Genomic DNA, 26455 nt, shown 5'->3' with positions numbered 1-26455 from the left:
CCAAGCGGGCTGACCGCGTGGTTTCCCCGCAATATTCAGTATTCCGCACCCAATGCAGCGCCGAACAGGTCGCGCATGAAGTCGGCAAGTTCGTCGTCGCTCAGGGGTTTGCCGTTGAGTTGGTAGCCGTCGGCGTTGATCGCAAAATCGAGGGTGTAGCGGTCGTCAGCAGCGACGAAGTGCATTCTTGCCAGTTCGTCCGCGCTGAGGAACTGACCGAGCAGGCCGCCGAGTACGGCGCGGTCAATGTGGGCATGCAGGCGGCTGCCGTGCAGGTATTGTGCGAGCGGCGGTTTGCTGCCATTTTTGAAGGTTTCGAGGTCGGCTTCGCTCTTGATGTGTTCGGCGAGGGTGATGTCAACGCCGATGCCTTTACCTGCGCCATTCAGGGCGAAGGCGAGGTGCAGGCCGAGGTCGCGCGCAAGCAGGTCGCGTTGTAGTTGGTCAACCAGCACTTCGCTGCGTTCTTTGCTGTCCACCATGGCATCCAGGGTGTTGGACGGCAGGTTTTGCGTGAGCTGGCTAATGCTGTCCGTCGCGAGTGCGGCGGCGCTGTTGTCGCCACGTAGCGGTTTGGCTTGCTGGAAGAGGTCGGCAGCGGCTTGTACGCTTTGCGGGCTGAGGTTTTTCAGGGTGTAGTCGAAGTGAAACTGGTCGGGAACAACGGGCAGCAGCATTTTGATTTGGCTTGCGGTCTCGCCAGCGATGGTGAACTGGCTGTCGAGACGGGCGATGAGGTTGTAGGTGCTGTTTTCTTCTTCGATGCCGAGGAGGAGGCTGTTGTCGCGCAGGCTCAGGTCAATATCGCCGTCGTCAGTTTTGAAGCTGCTTTCGCCAAGGCGGTATTCGACGCGAGCAGGCAGCTGTTTGCCATCCACGGTGATGAAAGGCAGGCTGACTTGCGGGTTGCGCAGGATGGCCTGGATGTCGTCATCGCGGTAGTTGATGACCGGGCTGTTCAGGGTCAGGCCGCTGTCGGTGTAGTTGAAGGTGATTTGCGCCGGTTCGAAGGTGCTTTTGTCCTGCTGGACGCCGTGCATGTCGAGGGTGAGGGTGTTGTTGAGCGGGAAGCCTTTCTCCGGGCCTTGGATGGTGATGTCCGCCCCCTTGAAGGTATTGCCGTTTTTTTCTTCGGCGGGAATGTGTTGGGTGTAGGTGAGGTTACGCAGCAGGTTGACGCGCAAATCTCCGTCGGGTAATTGCGCCTCTGCGGGGTGCTTGATGGTGATGCGGGTGATGTCGAAGCCGGTGAGGGTCAGCGGCGCGTGGCGGATGTCGAGCGGGTAACGGCGGATGGTGTCACCTGTGCTGATAGTGAGGGTAGCAGTCGATGATGCGTAGCCTCGCTGGTAGTTTTCCAGACCAAGTTTGAGTCCCAGGTGTTTGGCAGCCTGTTCGCCAAGCGAACCATCAACTTTGTCGTACAGGCGTTGTTCGGTGAGCTGACCGGCGAGATAGGGGGCACCGGCGGCGGTAATGCCGAGGATGACGGCGAGAGTGAGGATTTTTTTCATGTTTTTTAGGGAATTGTTTATGAAAAAGCCGGATTCCCGTGGGAATCCGGCTAGTGCTTGGCTCAAGCGGGGCTTACATCATGCCCATGCCGCCCATGCCTCCCATACCGTCCATGCCCGGAGCGGCAGCTTCTTCTTTCTTCGGGATTTCGGCGACCATCGCTTCGGTGGTGATCATCAGGCCCGCGATAGAAGCGGCGTTTTGCAGGGCAAAACGGGTCACTTTGGTCGGGTCGATGATACCGGCGGCGAGCATGTCGACGTATTTGTCGGTCGCGGCGTCGTAGCCGTCGTTACCTTTGCCGCTCTTGACGCGGTCAACGACCACAGCGGCTTCGCCACCCGCGTTGGCGACGATGGTGCGCAGCGGGTATTCCATTGCGCGGCGGACGAGGTCGATACCGACTTGCTGATCGTCGTTATCGCCTTTCAGGCTTTCGATGGCGCTGACGGCGCGGATGAGGGCAACACCGCCGCCCGGCACGATGCCTTCTTCCACGGCAGCACGGGTAGCGTGCAGTGCGTCTTCCACGCGGTCTTTTTTCTCTTTCATTTCGACTTCGGTTGCTGCGCCCACTTTGATGACAGCAACACCGCCGGCCAGTTTGGCAACGCGTTCTTGCAGTTTTTCACGGTCGTAATCGGAGGTGGATTCTTCGATTTGCGCACGGATGCTGGCAACGCGGGCTTCGATTTTTTGTGCATCGCCATTACCGCCGATGATGGTGGTGTTTTCTTTGGCGACGACAACGCGTTTGGCGGTGCCGAGCACGGTCATGTCGGAGCTTTCCAGGGTCATGCCGAGTTCTTCGGAGATGACCTGACCGTTGGTGAGGATGGCGATGTCTTCGAGCATGGCTTTACGGCGGTCACCGAAGCCCGGCGCTTTGACAGCGGCGACTTTGACGATGCCGCGCATGCTGTTGATGACGAGGGTAGCGAGCGCTTCGCCTTCGACGTCTTCAGCGACGATGAGGAGCGGTTTGCCGGCTTTGGCGACGCCTTCGAGGATCGGCAGCAAATCACGGATGTTGCTGATTTTTTTGTCGTGCAGGAGGATGTAGGGTGCATCCAATTCAACGCTTTGGTTCTGCGCGTTGTTGATGAAGTAGGGCGAGAGGTAGCCGCGATCGAACTGCATACCTTCGACGACTTCGAGCGAGTCTTCGAGGCCTTGGCCTTCTTCAACGGTGATGACGCCTTCTTTACCCACTTTTTCCATCGCTTCGGCGATTTTTTCGCCAACGGTGTTATCGGAGTTGGCAGAGATGGTGCCGACCTGGGCGATTTGTTCGTGGGTTTCGCACGGTTTGGACATGTCGTGCAGCGCTTTGACAGCACCAGCAACGGCTTTGTCGATGCCGCGTTTGACATCCATCGGGTTCATGCCGGCAGCGATGGCTTTCAGACCTTCGCTGACGATGGCTTGGGCGAGGACGGTCGCCGTGGTGGTGCCGTCACCGGCAACGTCGTTGGTCTTGGAAGCGACTTCCTTCACCATTTGCGCGCCCATGTTCTGGAATTTGTCTTCCAGCTCGATTTCTTTGGCGACAGAAACGCCGTCTTTGGTGATGGTCGGGGCTCCGTAGGCTTTGTCGAGGATGACGTTGCGGCCTTTCGGACCGAGGGTGACTTTTACGGCGTTAGCGAGGATGTTCACGCCTTTGAGCATTTCTTTGCGGGCGTTTTCACCGAAGCGGACTTCTTTGGCTGACATATGCTTAAACTCCTAAAATTTTATTGAAATCGGATGGTTACTGGATGACGGCGAAAATTTCTTCTTCGCGCATGATGACGTAGTCTTCGCCATCTACTTTGACTTCGGAACCGGTGTATTTGCCGAAGAGGACGCGGTCGCCAGCTTTGACATCCAGCGGGCGGAGGGCGCCGTCTACGACTTTGCCCGGGCCAACGGCGACGACAACGCCTTCAGAGGGTTTTTCAGCGGCGCTGCTGGCGAGGACGATACCGCCAGCGGTGGTGGTTTCTTTTTCCTGACGTTTGACGATGACGCGGTCGTGCAAGGGTCGAAGGTTCATGTTTTTCTCCTAATGTAAAAATGAAAGCCCGCTAGGAAGCGGGGGTGTTAATCACACAAGGCCCTAGATAGGGTTGGGGGTTTCCGCTTTCAAGGATTCGATGATTTTTTTTTGTAGGATATTGTTTTTATTGCGATGGAAGCCGCACAAGCCACAAAAAAAGACGGCATTTGCCGTCTTTTCTGCGCGGATGAAGGAACGATCAAATCCGCCGCACGATGTTTTCCACCATCTCGGCGGAATGTACCGAGGCGGTTTGCAGGAATTGCTCGAAGCTGTATTCGGCTTCGCCGTCAGCCAGATCGGAAAGGGCACGGATGATGACGCAGGGGCGGCTGAAGTGGTAGCTGGTCTGGGCGATGGCGGCGGCTTCCATTTCGACCGCCATGGCATCGGGGAAATGGGTGCGGATGGTCGCGATTTTGTCGGCGCTGTTGATGAACTGGTCGCCACTGACGATAAGGCCGTGGTGCACGGCGGCGCCGTCGAAGGCGGTCGCCGCATGTTCAGCGTGCTCGATGAGGGTCGCGTCGCTGTCAAAACGCGGCGGCATTTGCGGGATTTGCCCGATGGCGTAGCCGAAAGCCGTGGCGTCGGCGTCGTGGTGTGCGGTCTGCACGCCGATGACGACATCGCCCTGTTTCATGCCGCTTTGCAGGCCGCCGGCGCTGCCGGTATTGATAATGTAGGCGGCATTGTATTTGTCGAGCAGAATCGCGGTGGTGATGGCGGCATTCACTTTGCCGATGCCGCTTTGCGCGAGCAGGACGGGTTTACCGGCGAGCATGCCGCGCGTGATGGCGATGTGGGCGACAGTATCGGTTTTTGCCTGGCTGATGCGGCTTTGCAGCAGGGCCACTTCCTGTTGCATCGCGCCGATGATGGCGATGGGGGCGTTGTTCATGTTTGTGGTCTCCGTGTTTCTTTGTGCGGGCATTGTACGATGAATGCCCGTACCATGCGGTTTCATTGATAGTTTATTAAAGTTTTTATATGATTTCCGCGCTGTGCGACAGCCGGATGTCTGCCGGTATGCGGCGGGGCGATACCCCGCTTTTTTATCATCCGTAACTATAAAAAGAGAGTAGTAACACAATGATTCCATTGATTGTTGCCTGCCACGGGCGGTTTGCCGACGAACTCGTCAAATCCGCTGCGATGGTGTACGGCGAAGCGGAGAGCGTGCATGCGGTAACGTTCATGCCCGGGGAAGGGCCGGATGACCTGCTGCGCAAATATGAAGAGATTGTCGCCGCCGAAGGCTCGCCTGAGGCGGTGTTGTTGCTGGTCGATTTGTTCGGCGGCAGCCCATACAACGCGGCGGTACGTCTCGCTTCTGCGCATGAAGGCATGGACGTGCTGTCCGGCGTCAACCTGCCGATGCTGCTGGAACTGCTGGATAGCCGCGATGAAAACAGCACGGTGCCGCAACTGGTTGAAAGCGCTTATAACGCCTCGCGCGAAGGCACCAAGGCCTTCCGCACCCCGCTTGCTGCCGCTACCGCCCCCACTGCGCCCGCCGCTGCCGCACCTGCGGTGGACCGCCGCGCTGGCCGCCCGACTTCCGGCCATATGGAAATCCCGCTGCTGCGCATTGATAACCGCCTGATTCACGGTCAGGTCGCCTCCAGCTGGGCCAAGATAGTGAAATGCGATGCCATTTTTGCCATCAGCGACGATGTCGCCAAAGACGAACTGCGCGCCAAGCTGTTGTTGCAGGTCGCGCCCGCGCATTTGCAGGCTTATGTCATTTCGGTCGATAAAGCGATCAAGGTCTGGCACAACCCGATGTATGCCGACCGCAAGGTGCTGTGGCTGGTGACGAAACCCGGCGACATCGTCCGCCTCATCGAAGGCGGCGTGGACATCAAGAAGGTCAACGTCGGCGGGATGACGCACCGCGAAGGCTGCAAACTCATCAGCCAGGCGGTCGCCATTGATGCCGATGACCTGGCCGCGTTCAAGAAACTGAACGAGATGGGCGTGAAGATGACGCTGCAACAGCTGCCGACTAACGCCGAAGAAGACGTCATGCCGAAACTGGCAAACATTCAATTCTAGGAGAACAAACATGGGCTTAGACATTATCCTCGTCTCCCTGGTGGGACTTATCTGCGGTATCGGTTCCGTTGTTGATGAACGGCAAACGCACCGCCCGCTCGTCGCCTGCACCCTCGTCGGCCTCGTCCTCGGTGACTTGAGCACCGGCGTCATGGTCGGTGGCGCGCTCGAACTCGTCGCCCTCGGCTGGATGAACGTTGGCGCGGCCATGGCGCCGGATGCGGCACTCGCCAGTGTCGTTTCCGCCATCCTGGTCATCAAGGGCGGCCTGCCGGTCACGGAAAGTATCTCCGTCGCCATCCCTGTCGCCGTCGCCGGACAGATGCTGACCATCTTCGTGCGTACCATCGCCGTATTCTTCCAGCACCAGGCAGACCAATTTGCCAAAGACGCCAATTTCCGGGGCATCGAATTCTGCCACTTTGGCGCCATGCTGCTGCAAGGCCTGCGTGTTGCCATTCCGGCCGCGCTGGTTGCTGCCACCGCCAGCGTTGACAACGTGCAAGCCATCCTCGGCAAAATCCCGGTCGAAGTGACCGAAGGTCTGCGTATCGCCGGTGGCGCCATCGTCGTCGTCGGTTATGCGATGGTTATCAACATGATGAGCGTGCGCGCGCTGATGCCGTTCTTCTTCCTCGGCTTCGTCGTCGCCGTTTTCTCCAGCTACAACCTCATCGCCCTCGGCATCATCGGCACCGTGCTGGCCATCCTCTACATCCAGCTCAGCCCGCGCTTCAACAAATCCGCTGCTGCAAGCGGCCCTGTCGCGCGCCAAGCCCCGCTGGCCGATGACGAACTCGAAGGACTATAAGGAGAACCACCATGAGCGAAAACCAAACTAAAAAACTGACCAAGGGCGATCTCTACCGCATGTACGCCCGCTCGACCTTCCTCCTTGGCTCGTTTAACTTCGAGCGGATGCAGTCGATGGGCTTCTGCGTCACCATGATGCCGGCCATCAAACGCCTGTACAGCACCAAAGAAGAACGTGCTGCCGCCCTGAAACGCCACCTCGAATTCTTCAACACCCAACCGTGGATTGGCTCCGCCATCATGGGTGTGACGGCCGCGATGGAAGAACAGCGTGCCAACGGTGCCGCGATTGACGATGGTGCCATCAGCGGTGTGAAAGTCGGTCTGATGGGGCCGCTGGCCGGCGTCGGTGACCCGATTTACTGGGGTACCGCGCGCATCATCCTTGCCGCCCTCGGCGCCTCACTCGCCGCGACAGGCAGCATCATCGGCCCGCTGCTCTTCTTCATCGGCATCAACATCATCCGTATCCTCACCCGCTGGTACAGCATGAAATACGGCTACGAAAAAGGCACGGAAATCGTGAGCGACATGGAAGGCGGCCAGTTGCAAAAACTGACCACCGGCGCTTCCATTCTTGGTCTCTTCGTGATGGGCGGACTGGTGGCGCGTTGGGCCAGCCTCAACATCCCGCTGGAAATTGCCCGCTACACCAACCAGAAGAACGAAGAAGTGGTCGTTACCGTGCAATCGGTATTGGACAGCCTCCTGCCCAACCTTGTGCCGCTGCTCCTGACCTTCCTCTGCATGTACCTGCTGAAGCGCAAAGTCAGTGCCATCGTCATCATCATTGCGATGTTTGCCCTCGGCATCCTTGGACGTTACGCCGGCGTCCTCGGTCTTTAACCCCACCCGCACCGGAGCGCTTGCGCTCCGGTGCCGCATTTCCCCCCACCCCACGCAACAGTAAAGGAATACCCATGAACGGCACCATCATCGGCAACACCCTGCGCGGCCTCTTCTATACCCTGCGCCCGGGCAACCTGTTCTACATCCTGCTCACTGCCGCCCTCATCGTCGTTGCGGGGACCCTCTACCTCGGTGACCTCACCGCCCATTTCCTGGCGCGGGCAGAAACCGACACCTTCACCTGGATACCGCCCACGCCGCGTGTGTGGGGCATCCTGGCCGTTATCTTCCTGCTGTTTATCGCTAAAACCCTGGATAACGCCGCCCGCATTTGCGCCGGACACAAAAGCGCCAGCTTTCTGCCACTCAGCGAAGCCACCGCCGGCGACCTGTTCCATTACCTCATCGGCCTGTTCTTCTTTGCCATCCTCCTCGGCGCTGCTCCCTTTATCTGCTACAACCTCGGCATCGGCAAAAATATCGCCCCCTATCTCAACGGCGCCTGTGCCCTCATCGCCTGCCTCCTCCTGCCCGCGCTCCCCCTCAGCTACCTGAACGAACGCAATGCGAGTACCATGCTCGATTTTCCCAGCCTTGCCGCCGCCATCGGTAGCATCGGCATCGTGCGCTATCTCATCCTGCTCATCCTCATCAGCGGCGCCACTGCGGGCGTCGGCTACGCCATCGCACACTTCTGGCAACAGCACCTCGGCGGACAACTCCTCGCCACCATGGACAGCATCGCCGCCAACGGCTACGACTACAGCAAAATTCCGCTCAACTATTACCAAAACGCCGCCATCATCGCCGCCCTCGCCTGCTGGCTCATCACCTATATTTACAGCGCCGCCGCCTGGACCTATCCGCGTGAAGACGAAGACGACGAACCCGCCATGAGCCTGAACGAACGCACCCGCCTCGCCATTGCGAGCGGCCATCCCGCCGCATCGCCTGCCACAGCGGAGCCTCCTAGCGACAACGCCCCACAAGAAGCCCCCGCCCCAGCCGCAGAAACCTCACCTTCCCGCCTGCGCCGCGCCATTGCCGCTGCCCGCGCAGCACACAAAACAGCCCCGCCAGGCAAACAAGAACCGCAGCTCACCGACCCCGATGCACCGCCGCCCCTACTGCGCGGCACCAGCTTGAGCGACATTCCCGCCGCCGAAAAACCCACGGCTACCGACAAACAAGAGCCGCAACTCAGCAATCCCGATGCCCCGCCGCGCCTCCTGCGTACCCCCAAAGCCAACATCGCCGCCGTGGCCGACAAAAGCGAACCACACCTCATCCCGCCCGAACTCGAACTGCTCAAAGAAGCCGACGTCACCCGTATGCGCCTCGAAGAACAGCAAACCTTCGCCCGCGCCCTGGCAGAAGCGGACGAACACTTCAAGCACGGCCAGATTGACGCGGGACTCGCCCTGCTTGCCCCTTACACTGACACCCAGCACGATCCCGCCATCTATTTCCCCGCCTACCAGCGCCGCTACGCCCTGCAACCGCAGGACACATTGCTGCACCGCCTGATGGTGGCCGCCGCACGCGGCAGCACCCATTGTTATGACCTCATCCAGCCCGAACTCGAACGCATCCATCCTGCCGAATTGCCCGCCGACATTATCCGCCCGCTCGCCCAGCAAGCGGCCAAACAGCAACAATACCTGACCGTCCTCGCCCTCACCCGCCACTTCGCCAAAAACAACCCCGAACACCCGCACCTCGCCGACAACTACTACCTCGCCGCCCTCGCCCTCGCTCACAACGGCCAAACGGATAAAGCCCTGACCATCCTGCAACAACTGCTGACGCGCTACCCCGACCACCCGCATCGCGACCTCTTCCGCCGCGCCGCTGCCCAACTGCAAGATGGACAGACACCATGATCCAAACCGGCACCCACACACAACCGTAGAGGACGACCCATGAACCCAGGCACCATCATCGGCAACACCCTGCGCGGCCTGCTCCATCCCTTCCGCCCGAGCAACCTCCTCTACATCCTGCTCGCCGCCGCCCTCCTCACCCTGGCTGCCACCCTCCACCTCGGCCACCTCACCACCCATATCTACTACGAATCCGCAACACCGCAGCCCATCTACCCCCTGCCCCGCCTCCTCCCGGCTCCCAGCACCATTGCCATCTGCCTGGCTGCCCTGCTCCTCCTGCTCGCTAAAAACCTCGACAACGCCACCCGTCTCTATAACGGCCACCAGCGCGGCAGCTTCGCCCTGCTCCGCGACACCGACCTTAACCAGCTCATCCAGTACCTCACCGGGCTGGCACTGTGGGGCGTACTGCTCAGTGCCGCGCCCTTCATCTGCGCCAACCTCGACGTGGACGAGCGCATCACCTGGTACGCCGATCGCGGTGCCGCCCTCCTCGCCTACCTTCTCGCCCCGGCCATCACCCTTGCCTACATTGATGGCAGCGGCACCGAATCCATGCTGGATACCAGTGCCCTGTACAGCGCCGTGGCCGACATCGGCTTCTTCCGCTACCTCCTCCTGCTGGCGCTCATCGCCCTGCTGATCACCGGCTTCTCCTACGCCGAAACCTACCTCTGGCAACAATACACGCTGGCACAGATCATGACTGCCATCGAACAGCTCAGCCTGCAAGAACATTACAACTACCGCCGCCTCCCGCCTGACTACTACCTCTACACCGGCCTGATGAATGTCCTCCTCGCCTGGCTCATCACCGCCACCTACAGCCTTGCCGCCTGGAACTACCCGCGCGACGAAGAAGACGACGAAGCAGAAAAAGACATCGCCCCGCTTGCCGCCACTGAAACAACACCGCTAACGACGACGGCACCAGTAACCGCCGCAGACACAGAAAACCAGCCGGATACCGCTCCTGCGGCAGACGATGAAGCAGTGGAAACGACAGAAACCGCCGCTGACACTGCCGCTGCCGACGATGCCGGCCCGCAAGAAACCTTTGCCCACGACCTGGCGCGCGCCGATGACCACCTGCGCCAAGGCGACATCAAAACCGGCATCGCCCTGCTCAAGCCCTACACCGACGCCGACCACGACCCCATCACCTACTTCCCCGCCTACCAACGCCATTACGCCCTGCAACCCGACGGTGACCTGCTACGCCGCATCGCCCAGGCAGCGGCTCGTGGTGACGAAGCCTGCTACGACCTGATCCAGCCCGAACTCGAACAAATCGACCCCGGCGAACTCCTCGCCGGCAGCATCCGCCCGCTGGCGCAAATCGCCGCTCGCCGCCAACAATACCGCACCGTGGCCAACCTCACCCGCGACTTCGCCGCCAAATACCCTGCCCACCCGCACCTCGTGGATAACCAATATCTGGCGGCACTGGCACACGCCCACAGCGGCGAAACCGAGCAAGCCCTGCCGCTGCTGGAAGAACTGTACACCCACTACCCGCAGCACAACCGCGCCCCACAAATCGCCCGCCTCATTGAAGAACTGAAAACATCCCTCCCCAACAATCCTAAGGAAACTACTCCATGAACCGCTCCAACCCCACACTACCCGAAGCCATGCTCCGCACCCTGCGCCTGATTTTCAGCCCGGGCCTGCTTGCCTACGCCGCCCTATTTGCCATCTTCAACCTGATGGCGGTTGCCATCAGGGTCAACTCCATGATGGCGCAGGTAGGAGGCGATGGTGCACCCTCACCCTCCCCTATGGGCGATCTGATCCTCTTGCCCATTATCATCGTGATTGGTTGCAAAATTGTGGACACCGCCGCCCGCATCCGCGCCGGACGGGGTGATGAAACCGTCCCGCTGGCACTACTCAGCGAACTGGACAGCATCAAAGGATTTCTGTCAGGATTGCTGCGCCTCTTTTTGCTCACCGCTGCTGTGGGTTTCATCTTTGGCGCGCTGGGCTTGGCAAAAGAATACCTGGACGGCATCATTCTACTCATCCTCTGCATCATCACCGCTATCGCTCCTGCCATGATCCTCAGTTATCTCGATCACGGTACGGGGGCATCCATGTTCAATGCGGCTAATCTCCGCGAAGCCATCAGTGACATAGGCGGAGGACGTTATCTGCTGCTCCTCGTTACCATCGTCATCATCGCCTTTACTTACTCTTACATTGAGACAGAAGTCCTCCGCCCCATGCTGGCGAAAAGACTCGTGGGGGATTTGCTGCAGCAGGCCTTCTCCGGCAAACAACAAATGACCATTCCCGCCATCGTCTATCTCTACGGCGGTATTACCGGTTTCCTCACCGCACTAGTCATGACCTTCAACGGCTTGCTACCCGCTTGGTTCTATCCGCGCACTAACGAAGACGACGAAAGCCCCGCCCAGGATGACCGCATAGCCGCCTCCCTCCATACAGTGACCAATCCCCGCCCGCAGCCTGTATCACCCGCCGCTTCCCGTCAGCAACAAACCCCACCGGCCCAACCCGCCGCCAGCCTGCACAAAACCCCGCCGACACAGCCCGCTGCTGCCGAACCGGACTTCCGCCTGCTCGCCGATGCTGACACCCGCGACATGGGTATCGAAACGCAAAAAGCCTTTGCCCTCGCCCTTGCCCGTGCCGATGCCCTCATCCGCCGTGGCGACAACCTGAGCGCTATCGCCCTCCTCAAAACCTACGCCAACGAACAGCGCGATGTCGCTGCCTACTTCCCCGCCTACGCGCGCCTCTACCGCCTCGACCCGCAACCCGCCCTGCTGCACCGCCTCATCCATAGTGCCGCTACCGGACACCGCCCGAGCTACGACCTCATCCACGACACCCTCGAGCACAGCGATCCCGCCTCACTTCCCGCTGATAGCATCCTGCCGCTCGCGCAACAGGCGGGCAAACAGCAGCACTACCGCACCGTGCTCAACCTCACCCGCAACTTCGCGAAAAACCACCCCAATCACCCGCATCTCGTCGAAAACTACTACCTCGCAGCGCTAGCGCTAGCCAAAACCGGTGCGGTGGATAAAGCCCTGCCGCTCCTGCAACAACTGCACACCCGCTACCCCGACCACCCGCGTGCCGCCATCATTGCGCAGGCCATCGCCCGCCTGCAAAGCAAGCCATAAGCGCACCCCATGCACGGCCAGCCCACCTACGGCAAAGCCTTTAAGGCCACCCTGCGCATCCTGTTCAGCGCAGGGAACCTTCTTTATGTCCTGGCGAGCAGTATCCTGTTGCTGCTCGCAATACTCCCCTTCCTCACCCGCCTCACTAACTACCAGCATCCCTCCCTCCTGGAAGAAACCGTCATCACCCAAGCTCTCATCCTGCTATCCGTGTTTATCCTTGCCGGCAAAACCTGCGACAACATGGCGCGCATCCATGCCGGACTGGGCGATACCCCTATCCCCGCTACCTTCACCAGCATCATCAGTAACAAGACTGCCCTGCTCTATGCTGCCTGCTTTGTGGCCCTCGCTTACCTCACCGACCTGGCCGAAAGCGCCCTAAATCATGTCGGACTGGGTAGCATCACCAGCTACCTGCAAGATGCCGTCCTGCTGATACTCGTGCCCGCTATGACCCTAAACTACCTGCGCTGTCCCACCCCACTAGCCTTTTTCAACCCGGTAAGCATCGCTCGCGCCATCAGCAGCATCGGTATCCATCGCTACCTGTGCATTACCCTCATCACCATCCTGATGCTGCTTCTCGGCCCCCTCTTCTTTTCCGTACTACTTTCCATTTTCCTCACAATCCTGCTCGCCTTCACCGCTACCATTCCGGGTGCCGCCGAACACCTGCCTCTCTACACTGATCTGACTATCATCCTGTTACTAATATGCTCCAAACTGCTCCTCACATTCGGCCTCACCTACATGGCGTGGTACTACCCGCATACCGTAGACGATGATAACGAAAGCTCCTATACCCCCACACCAGAATCGATAACACCGGACCGCATCCTGCCGCTGGCACTACAAGCGATAAAAGCCGAGCAATACCAGCGCGTGCTGGAACTCACCCGCAACTTCGCGAAAAACCACCCCAATCACCCGCACCTCGTCGAAAACTACTACCTCGCGGCACTAGCGCTAGCCAAAACCGGTGCGGTGGACAAAGCCCTGCCACTCCTGCAACAACTGCACACGCGCTATCCCGATCACCCGCGTGCCGCCATCATTGCGCAGGCCATCGCCCGTCTGCAAGGTAGCAGGCAGACATGAACCCGCCTCACGGTACCGCCAAGCGGTGTCGTGCGGAAATAAAAAAAACACCCCACCGGATATCCGGTGGGGAATTTGAGGGACTCATAGCGCTCATGCAACGAAAAGGGTTAAAAGAAGGCGTAATGGACAAAACGGGTGCTTTTGAGGCTATCCCTTCGCAAAATAATCATTTATAAACAGTATCTTATTCGCTTTCTTCAGCCCGTGATGGCACTTCAAAAGCCGCTTCATGTCGCCGAATTTTCCTTCCAGCAGATGGGTTGTGTTTGGGATGCTCAACGCAGGGAAATCCTCAAAGGTAAACTGCCATGGTAAATATCGCTTCAGGCTATGGTAGACGCTGCGCAGCTTCTTATGCGTGTAGTGCGATCTGCCTGTTTCTGCATTCACGCTGCATTCATTCAGGAAGGCTTCGTGCCGCATCAGCCAGTCATGCAGGTTCTCGATAAAGCGGTCTTTGCTGCTACCCGTCAGCGCAAGCCCCGCAACCCGCGTGCCGCCTCACTTTTCGGCTTTTTGCTCAGGTAGCGGACGATGATCTTGATCTGGTGAAACTGGCACATCTGCACCGGAATACCGGGGAAGGCTTGCAGCAGCCCGCTGCGTCCGTCGCAGATAATGCTTTGTATCACAACGCCTCTTTCTTGCAGCGCTGCGACCTCTTGTCGGTAGTGCTCAATCGTCTCATTCTTGACTTCGAGCACCGACAGCGCCCGCTTGCTGATCGCGTCATACAGCGCCATGACGCCCCATTTCCGCCCGAAGTAGGTGGTGTCCACGATGAGGTTAACTGCCGCCTGCGGGGTCACGCCGGGCGCTTTCGTGACTGCTTTGGCAAGATGGCGGCGGATAGTTTTGAGGCTGCATCCGTACTGTGCGGCGCTTTGCTTGCCGTCGCTGTAAAGCTGCCAGAGGGTGTCAGGGTCAAGTCTGCCGCCACCGCTGGAACGCTTGTTGCAAGCGGTGCATTTGTAGCGTTGTTTGCCATCACGGGTACCGTTCTTCTTGACCTGTTTGGAGCCGCAAAAAAGGCATTTTTTGTGTTCAAAGGCTTTCAACTCCCGAAAGCCTTACAGCGTAAGGGCTGCGGCGTTTTTTAGTACCCGTTTTGTCCATTACGCTTTTTTTAACCCCCATTTTGTTCACTACTCTAATAACGTGTTCATAGTCTTCGTAGCAGGACTCCCAAGAAAGCCAAAGCTACCATTTGCAGACTGGTACTCAACTTACGCTCGCAGTTTTTCCAAAACTGCCTATTCTTTTCCAACTAGGAAAAACTGCGCTCTACTACCCATCGCTTTGGCAATACCGCAAAGCGGTGTAATTCGTTTCGCTTGGCAATCTCTACCTCCGCACCAATCAACTCCTATACTGACGAAGCAAATGCCTTACCCGTGTAACCACCGTCAGCAAGGATTTTTTGTACCGCCCCAAGATTATCCCGCCCACGTTCCAATGCTAGCAGGCAGCCTTTTCTATCCGTAACATCCGCCGTCGTTACCGCAAGCGCATGCGGCAAACCCTGCGTGTCAACCGCTATATGCCGCTTGATACCGCTAACCTTCTTGCCCGCATCGTAGCCTTTTTCCATGGCGGTATCCGTGTTCTTCACACTCTGCGCATCAATAATCAGGAAAGTGGTTGCTTCATGATGCCCCTGCTTGCGGCGCTCCGCAACTACCTGATTTTTTTAATGCTTCCTCAAGGATGCTGATGCCACTCTCGCGTGGCTCAGTCCATCTCTGGAAGTAGGAATGCACGGTGCGCCATTTGGGGAAATCGCCCGGCAAAGCGCGCCAGGAGCAGCCAGTGCGTTGCAGATAGAGAATGGCACAAAAGACATCGTACAAATCCACTTTGCGCGGTGCTGTGCGTCTGCGGGCACTTTCCAAAAGAGGAAGAAGAAAAGCAAATTGTGTGCGACTTATATCGCTTGGGTAGTCTTTTCTGTTCATACCGATAGTTTATAGCAGGGGCGGAGACTATGAACTCGTTCTAAAAAACGTGGCAACGCTGCGTCTTGCCGTACTACCTGTGGTAGCACGTTTTTATCTATTGAACTATATCAAGCGGGCGTACAAGCAATACTGCGCCAGGCGGTGGGGATAGCGGCGATGATATCGCTGGCGGTCAGGCTGTTGATAGCGCTTGTTTCCAGAGCGAGGTCGGCGGCGAGGCCGTGCAGGTAGGTGCCCAGGCAGGCAGCGGGAAAAGACGCATAGCCCTGGGCGAGCAGGGCGGCGATGAGGCCGGCGAGGACGTCGCCGCTGCCGCCTTTGGCCATACCAGCATTGCCGGTCGGGTTGATGACGGTGGTGCCGTCCGGCGCGCTGATGATGCTGTATTTGCCTTTGAGAACGATGACGGCGCCCATGCGTGCGGCCAGTGCTTGTGCGGCGGGGATGCGTTCGCGGTCGTGGGTGAGTGCTTTGCCATACAGGCGGGCAAATTCGCCGGGGTGCGGGGTGAGAATGCTGCGCGGCGGTAGTTGTTGCAAGGCGGAATCACGGGCGATGAGGTTGAGGGCGTCGGCGTCCCAAAGGATGGCGCGGTCGTGGTAGCGCGTGTTGAGGTCGGCAATGAGGGCAGCGCTGTCGGGGTGAGTGCCGAGGCCGCAGCCGACGAGCAGGGCATCGGCAGGGATGTCGTGGTCAAGGCGGGTGTTGTGATCGGGGTGTGCGTCGGCATCCGTCATGGATTCGGGGACGGCGGCATGGTAGGCGCTGCAGCACACGGCGGGCAAATGGGCGGTGAGCAGGCCGCAGCCACCGCGCAGTGCGGCTTGTGCGGCCATGATGGCTGCGCCGGTCATGCCCCGGCTAGCGGCGACGATGAGCAGACGTCCGGCGTCGCCTTTGTGCGCAAAGCGCCGGCGGGGGCGGTATTGGTCACGCAGCCAGGCGGCAGTGAGCCAACGCGCGGCGGCGGGGGTATCGGCGAGGGCGTCGCGGTCAAGGTCGATGGGGACGAGTTCCAAGGTGCCGACGTATTCTTCGTTTTCTTGCCAGAGTAGTGCGGCTTTGGGGCAGCCGAGGCAGAGGGTGCGTGCAGCACGGATGATGGGGGCGGGGCTGTCATCATCGGCGCGCAGGCCGGAAGGCAGGTCAATGGCGACGGTTGGCACCGGAGCACGATTCATGGCGCGGATGAGGTCGGTGTCGGCAGCAGCAAGCGGGCGGTTCAGGCCGACGCCATAGAGGGCGTCAATCTGGATGCCGCGTGTGGGTGGGATGTAAGCGGCGAGGTCATGCGTGGGGATGAGGCGCTTGAGACGGGCGGCGTTTGCGGTGTGGTTGGGGCTGGTCGGGCGGTGTTGTGGGTGGTAGGCGGTGATGTGGTGGCCACGTAGTTGCAGTTGGCGGGCGATAGCGAGGCCGTCGCCGCCGTTATTGCCTGCGCCGGCAACGATGGTCCAATGGCGATTATCAGGGTAGTGGGCGAGTAGGCGTTCGGTGCAGCGGCTGGCGGCGCGCTCCATGAGTGCTAGCGAGCTGATGTGCTGGCGCTCGCAGGTGAGGTGGTCAAGGCGGCGGATGCTCTCGGCATCGGCCAATGGAATGAGGTCAGGGGAAGTCATCAGGTATCCAGGCGTGCGGGGTGGGCGGCAGGAGGTAGGCGGGCGGGTAGGTAACGCCGCTGAGGTAGAGGCCTTGTGCCGGGGCGGTCATGCCGGCCTGTTTGCGGTCGCGGGCAACGAGGACGGCGGCAGGCCAGTCGCCGCTTTCGCGGCCATCGCCGACGGCAAGCAGGGTGCCGACGATGTTGCGCACCATGTGGTGCAAAAAGGCGTTGCCGCTGATGTCCACCGCGATCCAGCCGTGCGTTTCGCGGATATCGATGCGGTGAATGCAGCGCCACGGGGTTTTGGACTGGCATTCGGCGGCGCGGAAGGCGCTGAAGTCGTGTTCGCCAACGAGCGGCTGCGCGGCCTGGTGCATGAGCAGGGAGTCGAGTGGCTTTTTGTGCCAGTGGCAGCGTTGTGCCCAAAGCGCGCTCGGTTGGGCGCGGTGGCGGATGAGGTAGCGGTAATGGCGGGCGGTGGCGCTGTAACGCGCATGGAAGTCGTCAGCAACGGCGGTGATCCATTGCAGGCGGATGTCGGTGGGCAGGTAGCGGTTTGTACCAGCCAGCCAGGCGAAGGGACTGCGTTCGGCACGGGTGTCGAAATGCAGCACTTGTGCGGTGGCGTGCACACCAGCATCGGTGCGTCCGGCGCAGGTGGTGGTAATGGTTTCGGCGGCGACCTGGCTCAGGGCACGTTCGATATGTTCCTGAATGGTGGACGCAAAAAAGGGCTGGCGCTGCCAGCCCGCGTAATGGGTGCCGTCGTATTCGACGCCGACGGCGTAGCGTGTGGTCATCGTGCCCCTCAGGCTTTTTCGAGTTGTTCTAGCATGCTGCGGGCGCGGATTTTTTGCGCTTCGCTGCCGGATACCAGCACTTCATCAAGCCAGGAGCGGGCTTTTTCGGCTTTGCCCATGACGATGAAGGAGGTAGCCATGTCGAGGTTGATTTCCATCGCTTCGATATCGATGTCGGATGAAGCCGGAGCGATGGTCGTGATAACAGGGCGTACCGGTGCTGCTTGCGGTGCGGCAGCAGGTGCCGGTTGGGCGGCGGCAGCGGGTTGGGCAGCCGGTTCGTCTTGCAAGGAGAAGAAGTCGAGGGCTTCGCTCTCGGCTTTTTCGGTAGCGGCCGGGGCGGCGACAACCACGGCATCGCTGACGACGCTGTGAGTGTGTGCGACAGCCGGTTTTTCAGCAGCAACCGGGGCTTCTTCTGCCACGACAGGCGCAGGTTCTTCATCACTGCCGAAGAAATCAAGGACGTTGTGATCTTCATCGACAATCTCCGGCTCGGCTGCGGCGTCAGGTGTGCTCGCGCTGCTATCGTCGGCCAGGCTGAGGCTGTTGAAAAAGTCGAGATCATCATCGCCCGTGCTGGCGCTGGCCGTGGCAGTCTTTTCTTCTACGGCGGGGGCTGCCGGTTCTTCTGTGGCAAAGCTGATGAAGTCGAAATCGTCGCCATCATCGGCTACTGGCTGTGCAGCGGGTTCTGCTTTGGCAGCCGCGACCGGTTCGCTGGCTGCGGGTTCTTCAGCGGCAAAGCTAATGAAGTCGAAATCGTCGCTATCATCAGTGGCAGCAATCTGTGGCGCTGGTTCTTCTTTGGCAACCGGTTCGTCAGCAGCGAAGCTGAGGAAGTCGAGGTCATCATCTGCAGCAGCGGCAGGTTGCGATGCTGGTTCTGCCTTGACAGCCGGCTCGTCGGCGGCGAAGTTGAGGAAATCAAAGTCGTCTGCTTCAGCGGCAGCTGGTTGTGCGGCGGGCTCGGCTTTAGCCAAACTGGGTTTGGCAGCGGAAGCTGCGGCAGCCGGGGCTTCATCCAGACCGAAATCAGGCAAGTCAAAGTCGGTGTCGTCTGTGGTTGCGGCACTGTGACTTGTGGGAGCCGATGCCGGTTCTTCGGCGGCAAAGGCTTCGAGATCGCTGAAGAAATCGTGTTCTTCCTCGGCAGCCGCAGGTTGTGGTGCAGCTGCAACAGGGACGGTTTCTTCGTCGCCCGGCAGTTCGAGATCTTTGAAGAAGTCGTCCGGTAGTTCGTCGGCGGAATGGGGTTCGCCGTCGTCCACGAATCTCGGGATACCGATTTGCTCGTTCAGCTTTTCCAGTTCGGAGAGCTGGCTGTTGAGTTGTTGCAGGCCTTCCAAGTCAGCAACTGGGTCATGCCCCGCCACGGGTTCGGCTTTGCGGCGCGGTTTGGGATCGCCCGCTTCCATATCGTGTCCAGCCTTGATGCCTTCGCGAGCTTCCATTTCCGACACCATTTGGTCGATTTCTTCTTGCGAGAATTCTTCCATGCTGTCGTCGTCGCGGCGGCGGCGATGGGTGATGAAGTAGGCAGCAGCGCCTCCTAAGCCGAGCACGCCCACACCGGCAGCGGCCAGGAGCGGTAGCGGCATACCGGTTGAGACTTTGTCGGTTGGCTGTTCTTCGACGACGGCAACCACAGGTTTGGATTCCATTGCCGGGATGGCTGGCGGTGCAGCCGGTTCGTTGGCAGCAGCCACTTCGATGGTTTTTTCTGCCTGTGCAGGCAAGGCAGCGCTTTGTTCTTCCGGATTTTGTTCTGCAGCGGGTGCTGCCGGGCTTTCGGCAGCTTTGCCGCTATCGGCGACCAAGGTTTCGCTGTTATCCAGGGTGAGCTGGTTGCCATCCATTTGTACGTTGTTTTCCGGCGGGGTCGCGATCTCAGCCGGGGCGTCGTTCTGTACGAGAGCGACGGGCGGGTTTTGTGCATCATTCGCGGCAATGTTGTTTTCTGCGCCGGGCGTTACAGCAGCAATAGTCTCTTCCGCTTTGGCTGGAATATCTGCTTTGGCAATTCCTGTTTTGCCAGGCGCGCTGTCAGCTTTTTTCTCTTTTTTCGCCGGTTTGTCGTTCGCCGCGATATCGGTATTTTTCGCCGCTTTGACCGGAGCAGGTGCGGTTGCCGCACCCGGATCAGGGATAACCAAGGTACTGCCGACCATCAAGTTGCCCATGTTGTTATGGGCAAAGGAACCCCGGTTGGCGTTGTAGATAGCACGCATCATCTGCTGGATGGATACGTCCTCGGACGGACGCGCGGCGTTGGCAATGGAAAAGAGGGTTTCGTTGTCGCGCACCGGACCGTAGGTACTGCCAACCGCGATGCTGCCCGGTTTGACGTCAGCCGAGTAATAGGAATAACGGCCATCTTCGCTTCGCTTGCTTGGCGGCGGGGTCTGTTTTGCCCCCCCGGCAAGGACGTCATACCCGCCCCAGCCTTCGCTGTTTGGATTGGCAGCACGCAGCGGGGTCGGTTTCCTGTTTTGAGCAAGACGCTCTTTTTCTTTTGCTTTGCGAGCAGCAAGTTCTTTCGCTTCCCGTGCTTCTTTTGCCTTGGCTTTGGCAGCTTCTTTTTCCGCTGCGATACGGTCGTTACGGACAGTTTCGTCTTCAACGGACGCTACTTGCCGGTTGTTCAGGTTGGACGCGCTGAAATCGAGTTTGGATTTTGCGGGCTGTACGGCAGCAATTTGTTCCGGTTCCTGCGCCGTTTCTTTGCACTTTTTGCCTTTTTTGCACTTGGCTTTTGTTGCAGGCGACGTTGCCTCACCTTTCGGCACTTCTGCCAAAGTCGGGGCGCTACCCAAGCCCGGGTTGAGCGGGTCCTGATTGAAGAAGGCGGCGTATTCGCGGGTGATGGTGCTGCCATTGCTGTTGATGGTCAGCAGGAAGTTGAGGAAGGGTTCGCGGATGCCCGTGGTGCTGGTGACGCGGATAACGTAGCCTTTGCCCGATGGCACCAAGCTGAAGCGCAGCTTCTGGTGGATGGGCAAGAGTTCGATGCCGCGCGCGCGGTACGCTGCCGCGCTGGCAAGTTGTACGGTGGCACCTTTGGCGGTGGCGGCGTCCAGGCCGTCCACGCGGATGGTGGCGCTCATGGGCTGGCCGATGCTGGAATTGACTTGGATAGGCCCTAATCCGATGGATGCGGCGACACTGCTGCATCCCAACCCAACTGCCAATGCAACGGCATGGCGCAAACGTGCAGGCGTTTGTTTCCTGTTCATACTGTGCTCCTTCGGCCGTATGGGTACTACGGCGGTATCATAAAAACAACAATGAAATTATATGCAGCCGTAGCTTTACAAGCAAGTAATCTTTTCCACAGTTCATGGCAATTCTGTCGCAAGATAGCGACACACGGCATCACCGATAGCGGCGGTGCCGGAAGATTGTTGCCCGGCTGCAACAAGATCGGCGCTGCGCACCCCGGCAGCGATGCTGTTTTCTACAGCTGCCTCAATCAGGCGGGCGTGTTTTTCGTCGTGCAGGCTGTGACGCAAGAGCATGGCGAGCGAAAGCAGCATGGCATACGGGTTAGCAATGCCTTTCCCAGCAATATCGGGCGCGGAACCGTGCACGGGCTCAAACAGGCCGACGCCGTCTTCGCGCAGGGAGGCGGATGGCAAGAGGCCGATAGAGCCGGTCAGTTGCGAGGCTTCGTCGGAAAGGATGTCGCCGAAAAGATTGCCGGTGACGATAACATCGAATTGTTGCGGGTTGCGCACCAGTTGCATGGCGGCGTTATCCACGAGTAAATGCGTGAGGGTCACATCAGGGAAGTCGGCAGCGGTTTCGGTAACGATGTCGCGCCATAGTTGCGAGCTTTCCAGCACGTTCATTTTATCGATGGAACAGAGGCGTTTTTGCCGTCCCTGGGCGGCGGTGAAGGCGACGCGCGCGATGCGGCGCACTTCGCTTTCGCTGTAACGCAGGGTGTTGTAACCCTCGCGTTCGCCGGCGTCGTTTTGCCCCAGGCCGCGCGGCTGCCCGAAGTAGATGCCGCCGGTGAGTTCGCGCACGATGAGGATGTCCAGCCCGCGCACGAGTTCGGCTTTGAGTGAGGAACGTTCGACGAGGGTGTCCAGTACCCGTGCCGGACGCAGGTTGGCAAACAGGCCGAGGTCGGCACGGATGGCGAGCAGTCCGGTTTCCGGTCGTTGAGAACGCGGCAGGTTGTCCCATTTTGGCCCGCCGACGCAGGCGAGCAGTACGGCATCAGCCGCGCGCGCTTTGGCGCGGGTTTCCGGCGGATACGGTTCGCCGCTGGCATCCACCGCGCAGCCGCCAAGCAGGGCGGTATCGAGGGTTACAGCCAGCCCGGCGCGTTCTTGCAAGAGGCGCAGCACTTTTTCCGCTTCTGCCATGATTTCCGGGCCGATGCCGTCGCCAGGGAGTAACAAGATGTTCTTCATAATATATATCCTCAATTTTCCTCAGAATGACCCGCGTATAACCACGGAAACCGCTGTTTATGCCGCTCTTCAAATGCACGGATGTCGGCGGCGTGTTGCAGGGTCTGGCCGATGTCATCTAACCCGTAGTAGAGCGCGTGTTTGCGGAAATCGTCCACGGTGAACAGGTAGCTGTTCGCGCCGCAGTGTATCCGCTGTGCGTCCAGATCGACGGTAATTTCTACCGCTTCCGCCGCCTGCGTCGCGGCAAACAGTGCTTCGGCGGTGGCTTCTTCCACTTGCGCGGGCAGGACGCCGTTTTTGAAGCAGTTGCTGTAAAAGATGTCGCCGAATGATGGCGCAATCACCGCGCGGAAGCCGTATTCGTCCAGCGCCCATACCGCGTGTTCGCGCGAGGAGCCGCAGCCGAAATTTGCCCCGGCAAGCAGGAATTTTGCGCCCTGGTAGCGCGTTTCGTTCAGCACGAAGGCGGGGTTGGGTGCACGGTCAGGCAGATAGCGCCAGTCGTCAAAGAGGTACTGGCCGAAGCCGCTTTTTGTGATGAGTTTCAGGTATTGCTTCGGCAAGATCGCGTCGGTGTCGATATTGCTGCGGTAGAGCGGAGCGAGTATGCCGCTTTCGGTGGTGAATGCTTTCATAGTAGTTCCCTGACATCAACAAAATGCCCCGCCACGGCTGCTGCTGCCGCCATCGCCGGGCTGACCAGATGGGTGCGCGCACCCTGTCCCTGCCGCCCTTCAAAGTTGCGGTTCGAGGTGGAGGCGCAACGTTTACCCGCACTGAGGCGGTCGGCGTTCATGGCGAGGCACATTGAGCAGCCGGGCGAACGCCATTCAAAGCCTGCTTCCATAAAAATGCGATCCAACCCTTCTGCTTCCGCTTGTGCTTTTACCAACCCGGAACCCGGCACGACCAGCGCCGTTTCAATGCCGCTGGCCACGCGTTTGCCGGCGACGATCTGCGCCGCAACGCGCAAATCTTCAATGCGCGCATTGGTGCAGGAGCCGATGAAGACGGCATCCAGCGGTACGTCGTCAATCGCCTGCCCCTCGCGCAGCCCCATGTAGGCCAGTGCGCGCGCGTAGGCATCGCGCTGGTTGGCGTCGCGCGCGTCATCAAGATGTGGCACATGGCCGCCGACATCGATGACCATTTCCGGCGAGGTGCCCCAGCTCACCTGCGGCGCAATCGCCGCCGCATCCAGCAGCACTTCGCGGTCGAACACGGCATCGGCGTCGCTGACCAGGGTGCGCCAGTATGCTTCCGCCTGATCCCACAACGCGCCCTGCGGCGCAAAAGGCCGCCCGCGCAGAAAGTCCACCGTCGTGTCATCGACCGCGACCAGTCCGGCGCGCGCACCCGCCTCAATCGACATGTTGCACATCGTCATCCGTCCTTCCATGGACAGCGCCCGTACCGCACTGCCGGCAAATTCCAGCGTGTAGCCCGTGCCGCCCGCTGCGCCGATGGTGCGGATGACCGCCAGCATCAAATCCTTGGCGAACACGCCGGCGGGCATTTTGCCTTCGATGCGGATACGCATCGCCTTCGTCTTTTTCTGCGGCAGACATTGCGTGGCGAGGACGTGTTCCACTTCGCTCGTGCCGATGCCGAAGGCCAGCGCGGCGAACGCGCCATGCGTGGAGGTATGCGAATCGCCGCAGACCAACGTCATACCAGGCAAGGTCAGGCCCTGCTCCGGCCCGACCACATGGACAATCCCCTGCCGCTTGTCGAGGCGGTCAAACAGGCGCACCCCAAACTCGGCACAATTCCTTTCCAGCGCTTCTACCTGCGCGCGGGCGACAGGGTCGGCAATGCCGCGTTCCGGGTGCAGCGTCGGCACATTATGATCCGGCACCGCCTGAATCGACGCGGTACGCCACGGCGCGCGCTTTGCCTTGCGCAGACCGTCGAACGGCTGCGGCGAGGTCACCTCGTGTATCAGATGCCGGTCGATATACAGCAGCACCTGCCCTGCGTCCTCGCGCACCACATGCGCCTGCCAAATCTTGTCGTATAACGTTTGCCCTGACATGAAAAAGCCTTCTTATCTTGTTATCTAATGGGAAGAACCCTGTATTTATCCCGCTTGGCGAGCCCAGTCTTTACCCCGCTTGGCGAGCCCAGTATTTATCCCGCTTGGCGGCCGTCATAACATCTCCTGCGCCCACAAATCCTCAAGCGACTCACGGCGGCGAATCAGGCGCGCCTTGCCGTTCTCAATCAGCACCTCTGCCGGACGCGGGCGCGAATTATAAGAACTCGCCATCGAAAACCCGTAGGCACCCGTGCCGCAAATTGCCACCAAATCGCCGCGTTCGCCGTTAATCGGAAAATCGCGCGCGAAGGTGTCGCCCGTCTCGCACACCGGTCCGACCACATCCATCAACCCCGCCCCATCGTATGGACGGCTGACATTCAGCATCGTCGGCCGCACCTGGTACAGCGCCGGACGGATATAGTCATTCATCGCTGCATCCAGCATCAAAAAGCGCCGCTCCGACTGCGCTTTGGTGAACACTACCCGCGACAGCAGCAGCCCCGCATTGCCAACCAGCGAGCGCCCCGGCTGCAAACACAGGCGCAGCGGGCGATCGCCCAAGCGGGACAACAACGCGCGCGACAAATCCGCTGCTGATGGCACCTCCGGCGCATCCTCCGTGGCAATGCCCAGACCACCGCCCATATCGAGATGATCAAGCGGCGCCCCTTCGGCAAGCAGCGCGTCCACCAGCGGCAGTAACGAATCTATCGCCGCCAGGAACGGCGCAATCGAGCGAATCTGCGAACCGATATGACCACCGACGCCGACCACTTTCAGCGACGGCAGTTGCAACGCCTCGCGGTACAGCGCAGGTGCATCCGCAATCGCCACGCCGAACTTGTTGCCGCGCAGGCCAGTCGAAATATACGGATGCGTCCCGGCATCCACATCGGGATTCACCCGCAACGCCACCGGCGCGATCACGCCCGCAGACGCGGCAAGCTCCGCCAGACGCCGCAACTCGGCGGGCGATTCCACATTAAAACAGCCGATGCCGACCGCGAGCGCGCGCGAGATTTCCGCATCCGACTTGGCGACGCCGGAAAAAACCACGCTGGACGGTGCACCACCGGCGCGCAGGACGCGTTCCAACTCGCCGCCGGAGACAATATCAAAACCCGTGCCCGCTTCAGCAAAGAGGCGCAGCAAAGCCAGATTGCTGTTGGCCTTCACCGCATAATACAGCGCCACCTGCCGCTCAAGACCGTGCGCGTGATAGGCGCGCAATGCCGCACGCATCGCCGCCGCGCGGTACACATACAGCGGCGTGCCGAAGGCGTCTGCCAAAGACGCGAGCGACACCCCGTCCACACAGCCGCGCTCGTCCACCCCGGAGAAAAACTCAGCGCGCATCAGACGCCTCCTGCTGTTCAGGCAAATAAAGCGGCCCCTTCTGCCCGCAACCCGCAAACAAAATCGCTACAATGACCAAAAAACACACTCTGCGCATCACTAAACATCCAGAAAAAAGGAAAAAAATTATGACACAGGCCCCGGACCGAATCACGCTGCCCGCCGCAAAAACCGCTACACACAGCATTATCTGGTTGCACGGCCTCGGCGCGGACGGCAACGACTTTGCCCCCGTCATCCCGCTACTCGAACTGCGCCCGACCACGCGCGTCATCCTGCCACATGCGCCCGTGCGCCCGATCACCGTCAACAACAGCATGAACATGCGCGGCTGGTACGACATCAAAAGTTTCGACTTCAACCCCGCCGACGAAGATCTCGCCGCCATCAAAGACAGTGCCGCTGCCATTGCCGCGATCGCCGCTGAAGAACAGGCGCAAGGCATTCCCGCCGACCACATCCTCTACGCGGGCTTCTCGCAGGGCGGCGTCATCGCGCTCTATCACGGCCTGCGTCACCCTTGCGGCGGCATCCTCGCCCTTTCCACCTACCTTGCCGACGCCGCCAACACTCCGGCCGCTGACTGTGACCACTGCCCGCCTATCCTGCAAATGCACGGTACGCAAGACCCCGTCGTCCCCTACCGCCTCGGCAGACTCGCGCACGAACAACTGAAACACAAAGGCTACGCGCCGCAGTGGCACGACTACCCGATGCAGCACCAAGTCTGCCCGCCACAAATCGCCGATATCGCCGAATGGCTGCACGAGCGGGGTTACTGAACCACCAGGCGGTATCCATCTTTATTTAAAAGGCAGACCGGGCGTCTGCTTTTTTTACGTCTTCCGG

Annotated in this window: 22 protein-coding genes and 1 pseudogene; 8 read left to right on the top strand and 15 right to left on the bottom strand. The window is 59.8% G+C overall.

Features of this window, described 5'->3' with window-relative positions; genetic code table 11:
• Nucleotides 1-35: 35 nt before the first annotated feature.
• The 4 genes from LG374_RS08990 to LG374_RS08975 all read right to left on the bottom strand — a co-directional run bounded on the left by LG374_RS08990 (nucleotide 36) and on the right by LG374_RS08975 (nucleotide 4457).
• Complete coding sequence (locus LG374_RS08990; protein ID WP_225757375.1) at nucleotides 36-1514, bottom strand: DUF945 family protein; 1479 nt, start codon at nucleotides 1512-1514, stop codon at nucleotides 36-38.
• 73 nt (nucleotides 1515-1587) lie between these two features.
• On the bottom strand, nucleotides 1588-3231 hold the full coding sequence (gene groL, locus LG374_RS08985) for a chaperonin GroEL (RefSeq protein WP_225757374.1): 1644 nt from the start codon (nucleotides 3229-3231) through the stop codon (nucleotides 1588-1590).
• A gap of 37 nt (nucleotides 3232-3268) precedes the next feature.
• Nucleotides 3269-3553: a co-chaperone GroES gene (locus LG374_RS08980; RefSeq protein ID WP_225757373.1), complete on the bottom strand. Its 285-nt coding sequence runs from the start codon at nucleotides 3551-3553 to the stop codon at nucleotides 3269-3271.
• A gap of 202 nt (nucleotides 3554-3755) precedes the next feature.
• Nucleotides 3756-4457 (bottom strand): 5'-methylthioadenosine/adenosylhomocysteine nucleosidase, encoded by a 702-nt coding sequence (locus LG374_RS08975; RefSeq protein WP_225757372.1) that lies wholly within the window; start codon nucleotides 4455-4457, stop codon nucleotides 3756-3758.
• 191 nt (nucleotides 4458-4648) lie between these two features.
• Between LG374_RS08975 and LG374_RS08970 the strand changes: the two genes are divergently transcribed.
• The 7 genes from LG374_RS08970 to LG374_RS08940 all read left to right on the top strand — a co-directional run bounded on the left by LG374_RS08970 (nucleotide 4649) and on the right by LG374_RS08940 (nucleotide 13418).
• Nucleotides 4649-5614 carry a mannose/fructose/sorbose PTS transporter subunit IIB gene (locus LG374_RS08970; RefSeq protein WP_225757371.1) on the top strand — a complete coding sequence of 322 codons (966 nt, stop codon included), beginning with the start codon at nucleotides 4649-4651 and terminating at the stop codon, nucleotides 5612-5614.
• 10 nt (nucleotides 5615-5624) lie between these two features.
• Complete coding sequence (locus LG374_RS08965; RefSeq protein WP_225757370.1) at nucleotides 5625-6425, top strand: PTS mannose/fructose/sorbose transporter subunit IIC; 801 nt, start codon at nucleotides 5625-5627, stop codon at nucleotides 6423-6425.
• Nucleotides 6426-6436: 11 nt separating this feature from the next.
• Nucleotides 6437-7273, top strand: coding sequence for a PTS system mannose/fructose/sorbose family transporter subunit IID (locus tag LG374_RS08960; protein WP_225757369.1), 837 nt, complete (start codon nucleotides 6437-6439; stop codon nucleotides 7271-7273).
• Nucleotides 7274-7347: 74 nt separating this feature from the next.
• A complete protein-coding gene (locus tag LG374_RS08955; RefSeq protein WP_225757368.1) occupies nucleotides 7348-9159 on the top strand; it encodes a tol-pal system YbgF family protein in 1812 nt (603 codons plus the stop codon).
• Between the two features lie 39 nt (nucleotides 9160-9198).
• The gene (locus LG374_RS08950) at nucleotides 9199-10767 is read left to right on the top strand and encodes a tol-pal system YbgF family protein (protein ID WP_225757367.1); all 1569 of its coding nucleotides are present in this window, start codon (nucleotides 9199-9201) and stop codon (nucleotides 10765-10767) included.
• Nucleotides 10764-12317: a tol-pal system YbgF family protein gene (locus LG374_RS08945; RefSeq protein ID WP_225757366.1), complete on the top strand. Its 1554-nt coding sequence runs from the start codon at nucleotides 10764-10766 to the stop codon at nucleotides 12315-12317. The genes LG374_RS08950 and LG374_RS08945 overlap by 4 nt, the downstream gene beginning before the upstream one ends.
• A gap of 9 nt (nucleotides 12318-12326) precedes the next feature.
• Nucleotides 12327-13418, top strand: a complete 1092-nt coding sequence (locus LG374_RS08940; protein ID WP_225757365.1) for a tol-pal system YbgF family protein — start codon at nucleotides 12327-12329, stop codon at nucleotides 13416-13418.
• Nucleotides 13419-13568: 150 nt separating this feature from the next.
• Here the strand turns inward: LG374_RS08940 and LG374_RS08935 are convergent, their stop codons facing one another.
• The 11 genes and pseudogenes from LG374_RS08935 to LG374_RS12535 form a co-directional block, all read right to left on the bottom strand.
• Complete coding sequence (locus LG374_RS08935; RefSeq protein WP_225757364.1) at nucleotides 13569-13844, bottom strand: hypothetical protein; 276 nt, start codon at nucleotides 13842-13844, stop codon at nucleotides 13569-13571.
• Nucleotides 13845-13891: 47 nt separating this feature from the next.
• The gene (locus tag LG374_RS08930; protein ID WP_225757363.1) at nucleotides 13892-14479 is read right to left on the bottom strand and encodes a hypothetical protein; all 588 of its coding nucleotides are present in this window, start codon (nucleotides 14477-14479) and stop codon (nucleotides 13892-13894) included.
• A 104-nt stretch (nucleotides 14480-14583) separates the two neighbouring features.
• Nucleotides 14584-15376, bottom strand: a pseudogene (locus tag LG374_RS08925) (IS5 family transposase).
• Nucleotides 15377-15486: 110 nt separating this feature from the next.
• Entirely contained in the window at nucleotides 15487-16998 is a 1512-nt protein-coding gene (locus tag LG374_RS08920; RefSeq protein WP_225757362.1) for an NAD(P)H-hydrate dehydratase, read from the bottom strand.
• A complete protein-coding gene (gene truA / locus LG374_RS08915; protein ID WP_225757361.1) occupies nucleotides 16985-17782 on the bottom strand; it encodes a tRNA pseudouridine(38-40) synthase TruA in 798 nt (265 codons plus the stop codon). The genes LG374_RS08920 and truA overlap by 14 nt, the downstream gene beginning before the upstream one ends.
• Nucleotides 17783-17790: 8 nt before the next feature.
• A complete protein-coding gene (locus LG374_RS08910) occupies nucleotides 17791-21018 on the bottom strand; it encodes a FimV/HubP family polar landmark protein (protein ID WP_225757360.1) in 3228 nt (1075 codons plus the stop codon).
• A 102-nt stretch (nucleotides 21019-21120) separates the two neighbouring features.
• Nucleotides 21121-22206 carry a 3-isopropylmalate dehydrogenase gene (gene leuB, locus LG374_RS08905; protein ID WP_370639310.1) on the bottom strand — a complete coding sequence of 362 codons (1086 nt, stop codon included), beginning with the start codon at nucleotides 22204-22206 and terminating at the stop codon, nucleotides 21121-21123.
• A gap of 11 nt (nucleotides 22207-22217) precedes the next feature.
• Nucleotides 22218-22844, bottom strand: a complete 627-nt coding sequence (gene leuD, locus LG374_RS08900; RefSeq protein WP_225757359.1) for a 3-isopropylmalate dehydratase small subunit — start codon at nucleotides 22842-22844, stop codon at nucleotides 22218-22220.
• A complete protein-coding gene (gene leuC / locus LG374_RS08895; protein WP_225757358.1) occupies nucleotides 22841-24244 on the bottom strand; it encodes a 3-isopropylmalate dehydratase large subunit in 1404 nt (467 codons plus the stop codon). The genes leuD and leuC overlap by 4 nt, the downstream gene beginning before the upstream one ends.
• 114 nt (nucleotides 24245-24358) lie before the next feature.
• Entirely contained in the window at nucleotides 24359-25606 is a 1248-nt protein-coding gene (gene lysA / locus LG374_RS08890; protein WP_225757357.1) for a diaminopimelate decarboxylase, read from the bottom strand.
• Nucleotides 25596-25703 (bottom strand): lipoprotein, encoded by a 108-nt coding sequence (locus LG374_RS12535; protein ID WP_115612824.1) that lies wholly within the window; start codon nucleotides 25701-25703, stop codon nucleotides 25596-25598. Before LG374_RS12535 ends, lysA begins: the two co-directional genes overlap by 11 nt.
• 31 nt (nucleotides 25704-25734) lie before the next feature.
• On the opposite strand from LG374_RS12535, the gene LG374_RS08880 reads away from it, so the two are divergent.
• Nucleotides 25735-26388, top strand: a complete 654-nt coding sequence (locus tag LG374_RS08880) for an alpha/beta hydrolase (protein ID WP_225757356.1) — start codon at nucleotides 25735-25737, stop codon at nucleotides 26386-26388.
• Nucleotides 26389-26455: the final 67 nt, after the last annotated feature.

This window comes from Cardiobacterium sp. Marseille-Q4385 (genome assembly GCF_916618745.1).
Taxonomy (GTDB): Bacteria; Pseudomonadota; Gammaproteobacteria; order Cardiobacteriales; family Cardiobacteriaceae; genus Cardiobacterium.
This window is presented reverse-complemented; position numbering and strand designations above follow the sequence as displayed.

What these genes read in the sequence shown, in the direction of transcription:
- LG374_RS08910 (WP_225757360.1), bottom strand. Translation starts at nt 21,018, where the DNA reads ATGAACAGGAAACAAACGCCTGCACGTTTGCGCCATGCCGTTGCATTG.
- LG374_RS08970 (WP_225757371.1), top strand. Translation starts at nt 4,649, where the DNA reads ATGATTCCATTGATTGTTGCCTGCCACGGGCGGTTTGCCGACGAACTC.
- LG374_RS08920 (WP_225757362.1), bottom strand. Translation starts at nt 16,998, where the DNA reads ATGACTTCCCCTGACCTCATTCCATTGGCCGATGCCGAGAGCATCCGC.
- LG374_RS08945 (WP_225757366.1), top strand. Translation starts at nt 10,764, where the DNA reads ATGAACCGCTCCAACCCCACACTACCCGAAGCCATGCTCCGCACCCTG.
- LG374_RS08960 (WP_225757369.1), top strand. Translation starts at nt 6,437, where the DNA reads ATGAGCGAAAACCAAACTAAAAAACTGACCAAGGGCGATCTCTACCGC.
- leuC (WP_225757358.1), bottom strand. Translation starts at nt 24,244, where the DNA reads ATGTCAGGGCAAACGTTATACGACAAGATTTGGCAGGCGCATGTGGTG.
- leuD (WP_225757359.1), bottom strand. Translation starts at nt 22,844, where the DNA reads ATGAAAGCATTCACCACCGAAAGCGGCATACTCGCTCCGCTCTACCGC.
- LG374_RS08990 (WP_225757375.1), bottom strand. Translation starts at nt 1,514, where the DNA reads ATGAAAAAAATCCTCACTCTCGCCGTCATCCTCGGCATTACCGCCGCC.
- groL (WP_225757374.1), bottom strand. Translation starts at nt 3,231, where the DNA reads ATGTCAGCCAAAGAAGTCCGCTTCGGTGAAAACGCCCGCAAAGAAATG.
- LG374_RS08965 (WP_225757370.1), top strand. Translation starts at nt 5,625, where the DNA reads ATGGGCTTAGACATTATCCTCGTCTCCCTGGTGGGACTTATCTGCGGT.
- LG374_RS08975 (WP_225757372.1), bottom strand. Translation starts at nt 4,457, where the DNA reads ATGAACAACGCCCCCATCGCCATCATCGGCGCGATGCAACAGGAAGTG.
- LG374_RS08935 (WP_225757364.1), bottom strand. Translation starts at nt 13,844, where the DNA reads ATGCGGCACGAAGCCTTCCTGAATGAATGCAGCGTGAATGCAGAAACA.
- LG374_RS08955 (WP_225757368.1), top strand. Translation starts at nt 7,348, where the DNA reads ATGAACGGCACCATCATCGGCAACACCCTGCGCGGCCTCTTCTATACC.
- truA (WP_225757361.1), bottom strand. Translation starts at nt 17,782, where the DNA reads ATGACCACACGCTACGCCGTCGGCGTCGAATACGACGGCACCCATTAC.
- LG374_RS08880 (WP_225757356.1), top strand. Translation starts at nt 25,735, where the DNA reads ATGACACAGGCCCCGGACCGAATCACGCTGCCCGCCGCAAAAACCGCT.
- LG374_RS12535 (WP_115612824.1), bottom strand. Translation starts at nt 25,703, where the DNA reads ATGCGCAGAGTGTGTTTTTTGGTCATTGTAGCGATTTTGTTTGCGGGT.
- leuB (WP_370639310.1), bottom strand. Translation starts at nt 22,206, where the DNA reads ATGAAGAACATCTTGTTACTCCCTGGCGACGGCATCGGCCCGGAAATC.
- lysA (WP_225757357.1), bottom strand. Translation starts at nt 25,606, where the DNA reads ATGCGCGCTGAGTTTTTCTCCGGGGTGGACGAGCGCGGCTGTGTGGAC.
- LG374_RS08950 (WP_225757367.1), top strand. Translation starts at nt 9,199, where the DNA reads ATGAACCCAGGCACCATCATCGGCAACACCCTGCGCGGCCTGCTCCAT.
- LG374_RS08940 (WP_225757365.1), top strand. Translation starts at nt 12,327, where the DNA reads ATGCACGGCCAGCCCACCTACGGCAAAGCCTTTAAGGCCACCCTGCGC.
- LG374_RS08980 (WP_225757373.1), bottom strand. Translation starts at nt 3,553, where the DNA reads ATGAACCTTCGACCCTTGCACGACCGCGTCATCGTCAAACGTCAGGAA.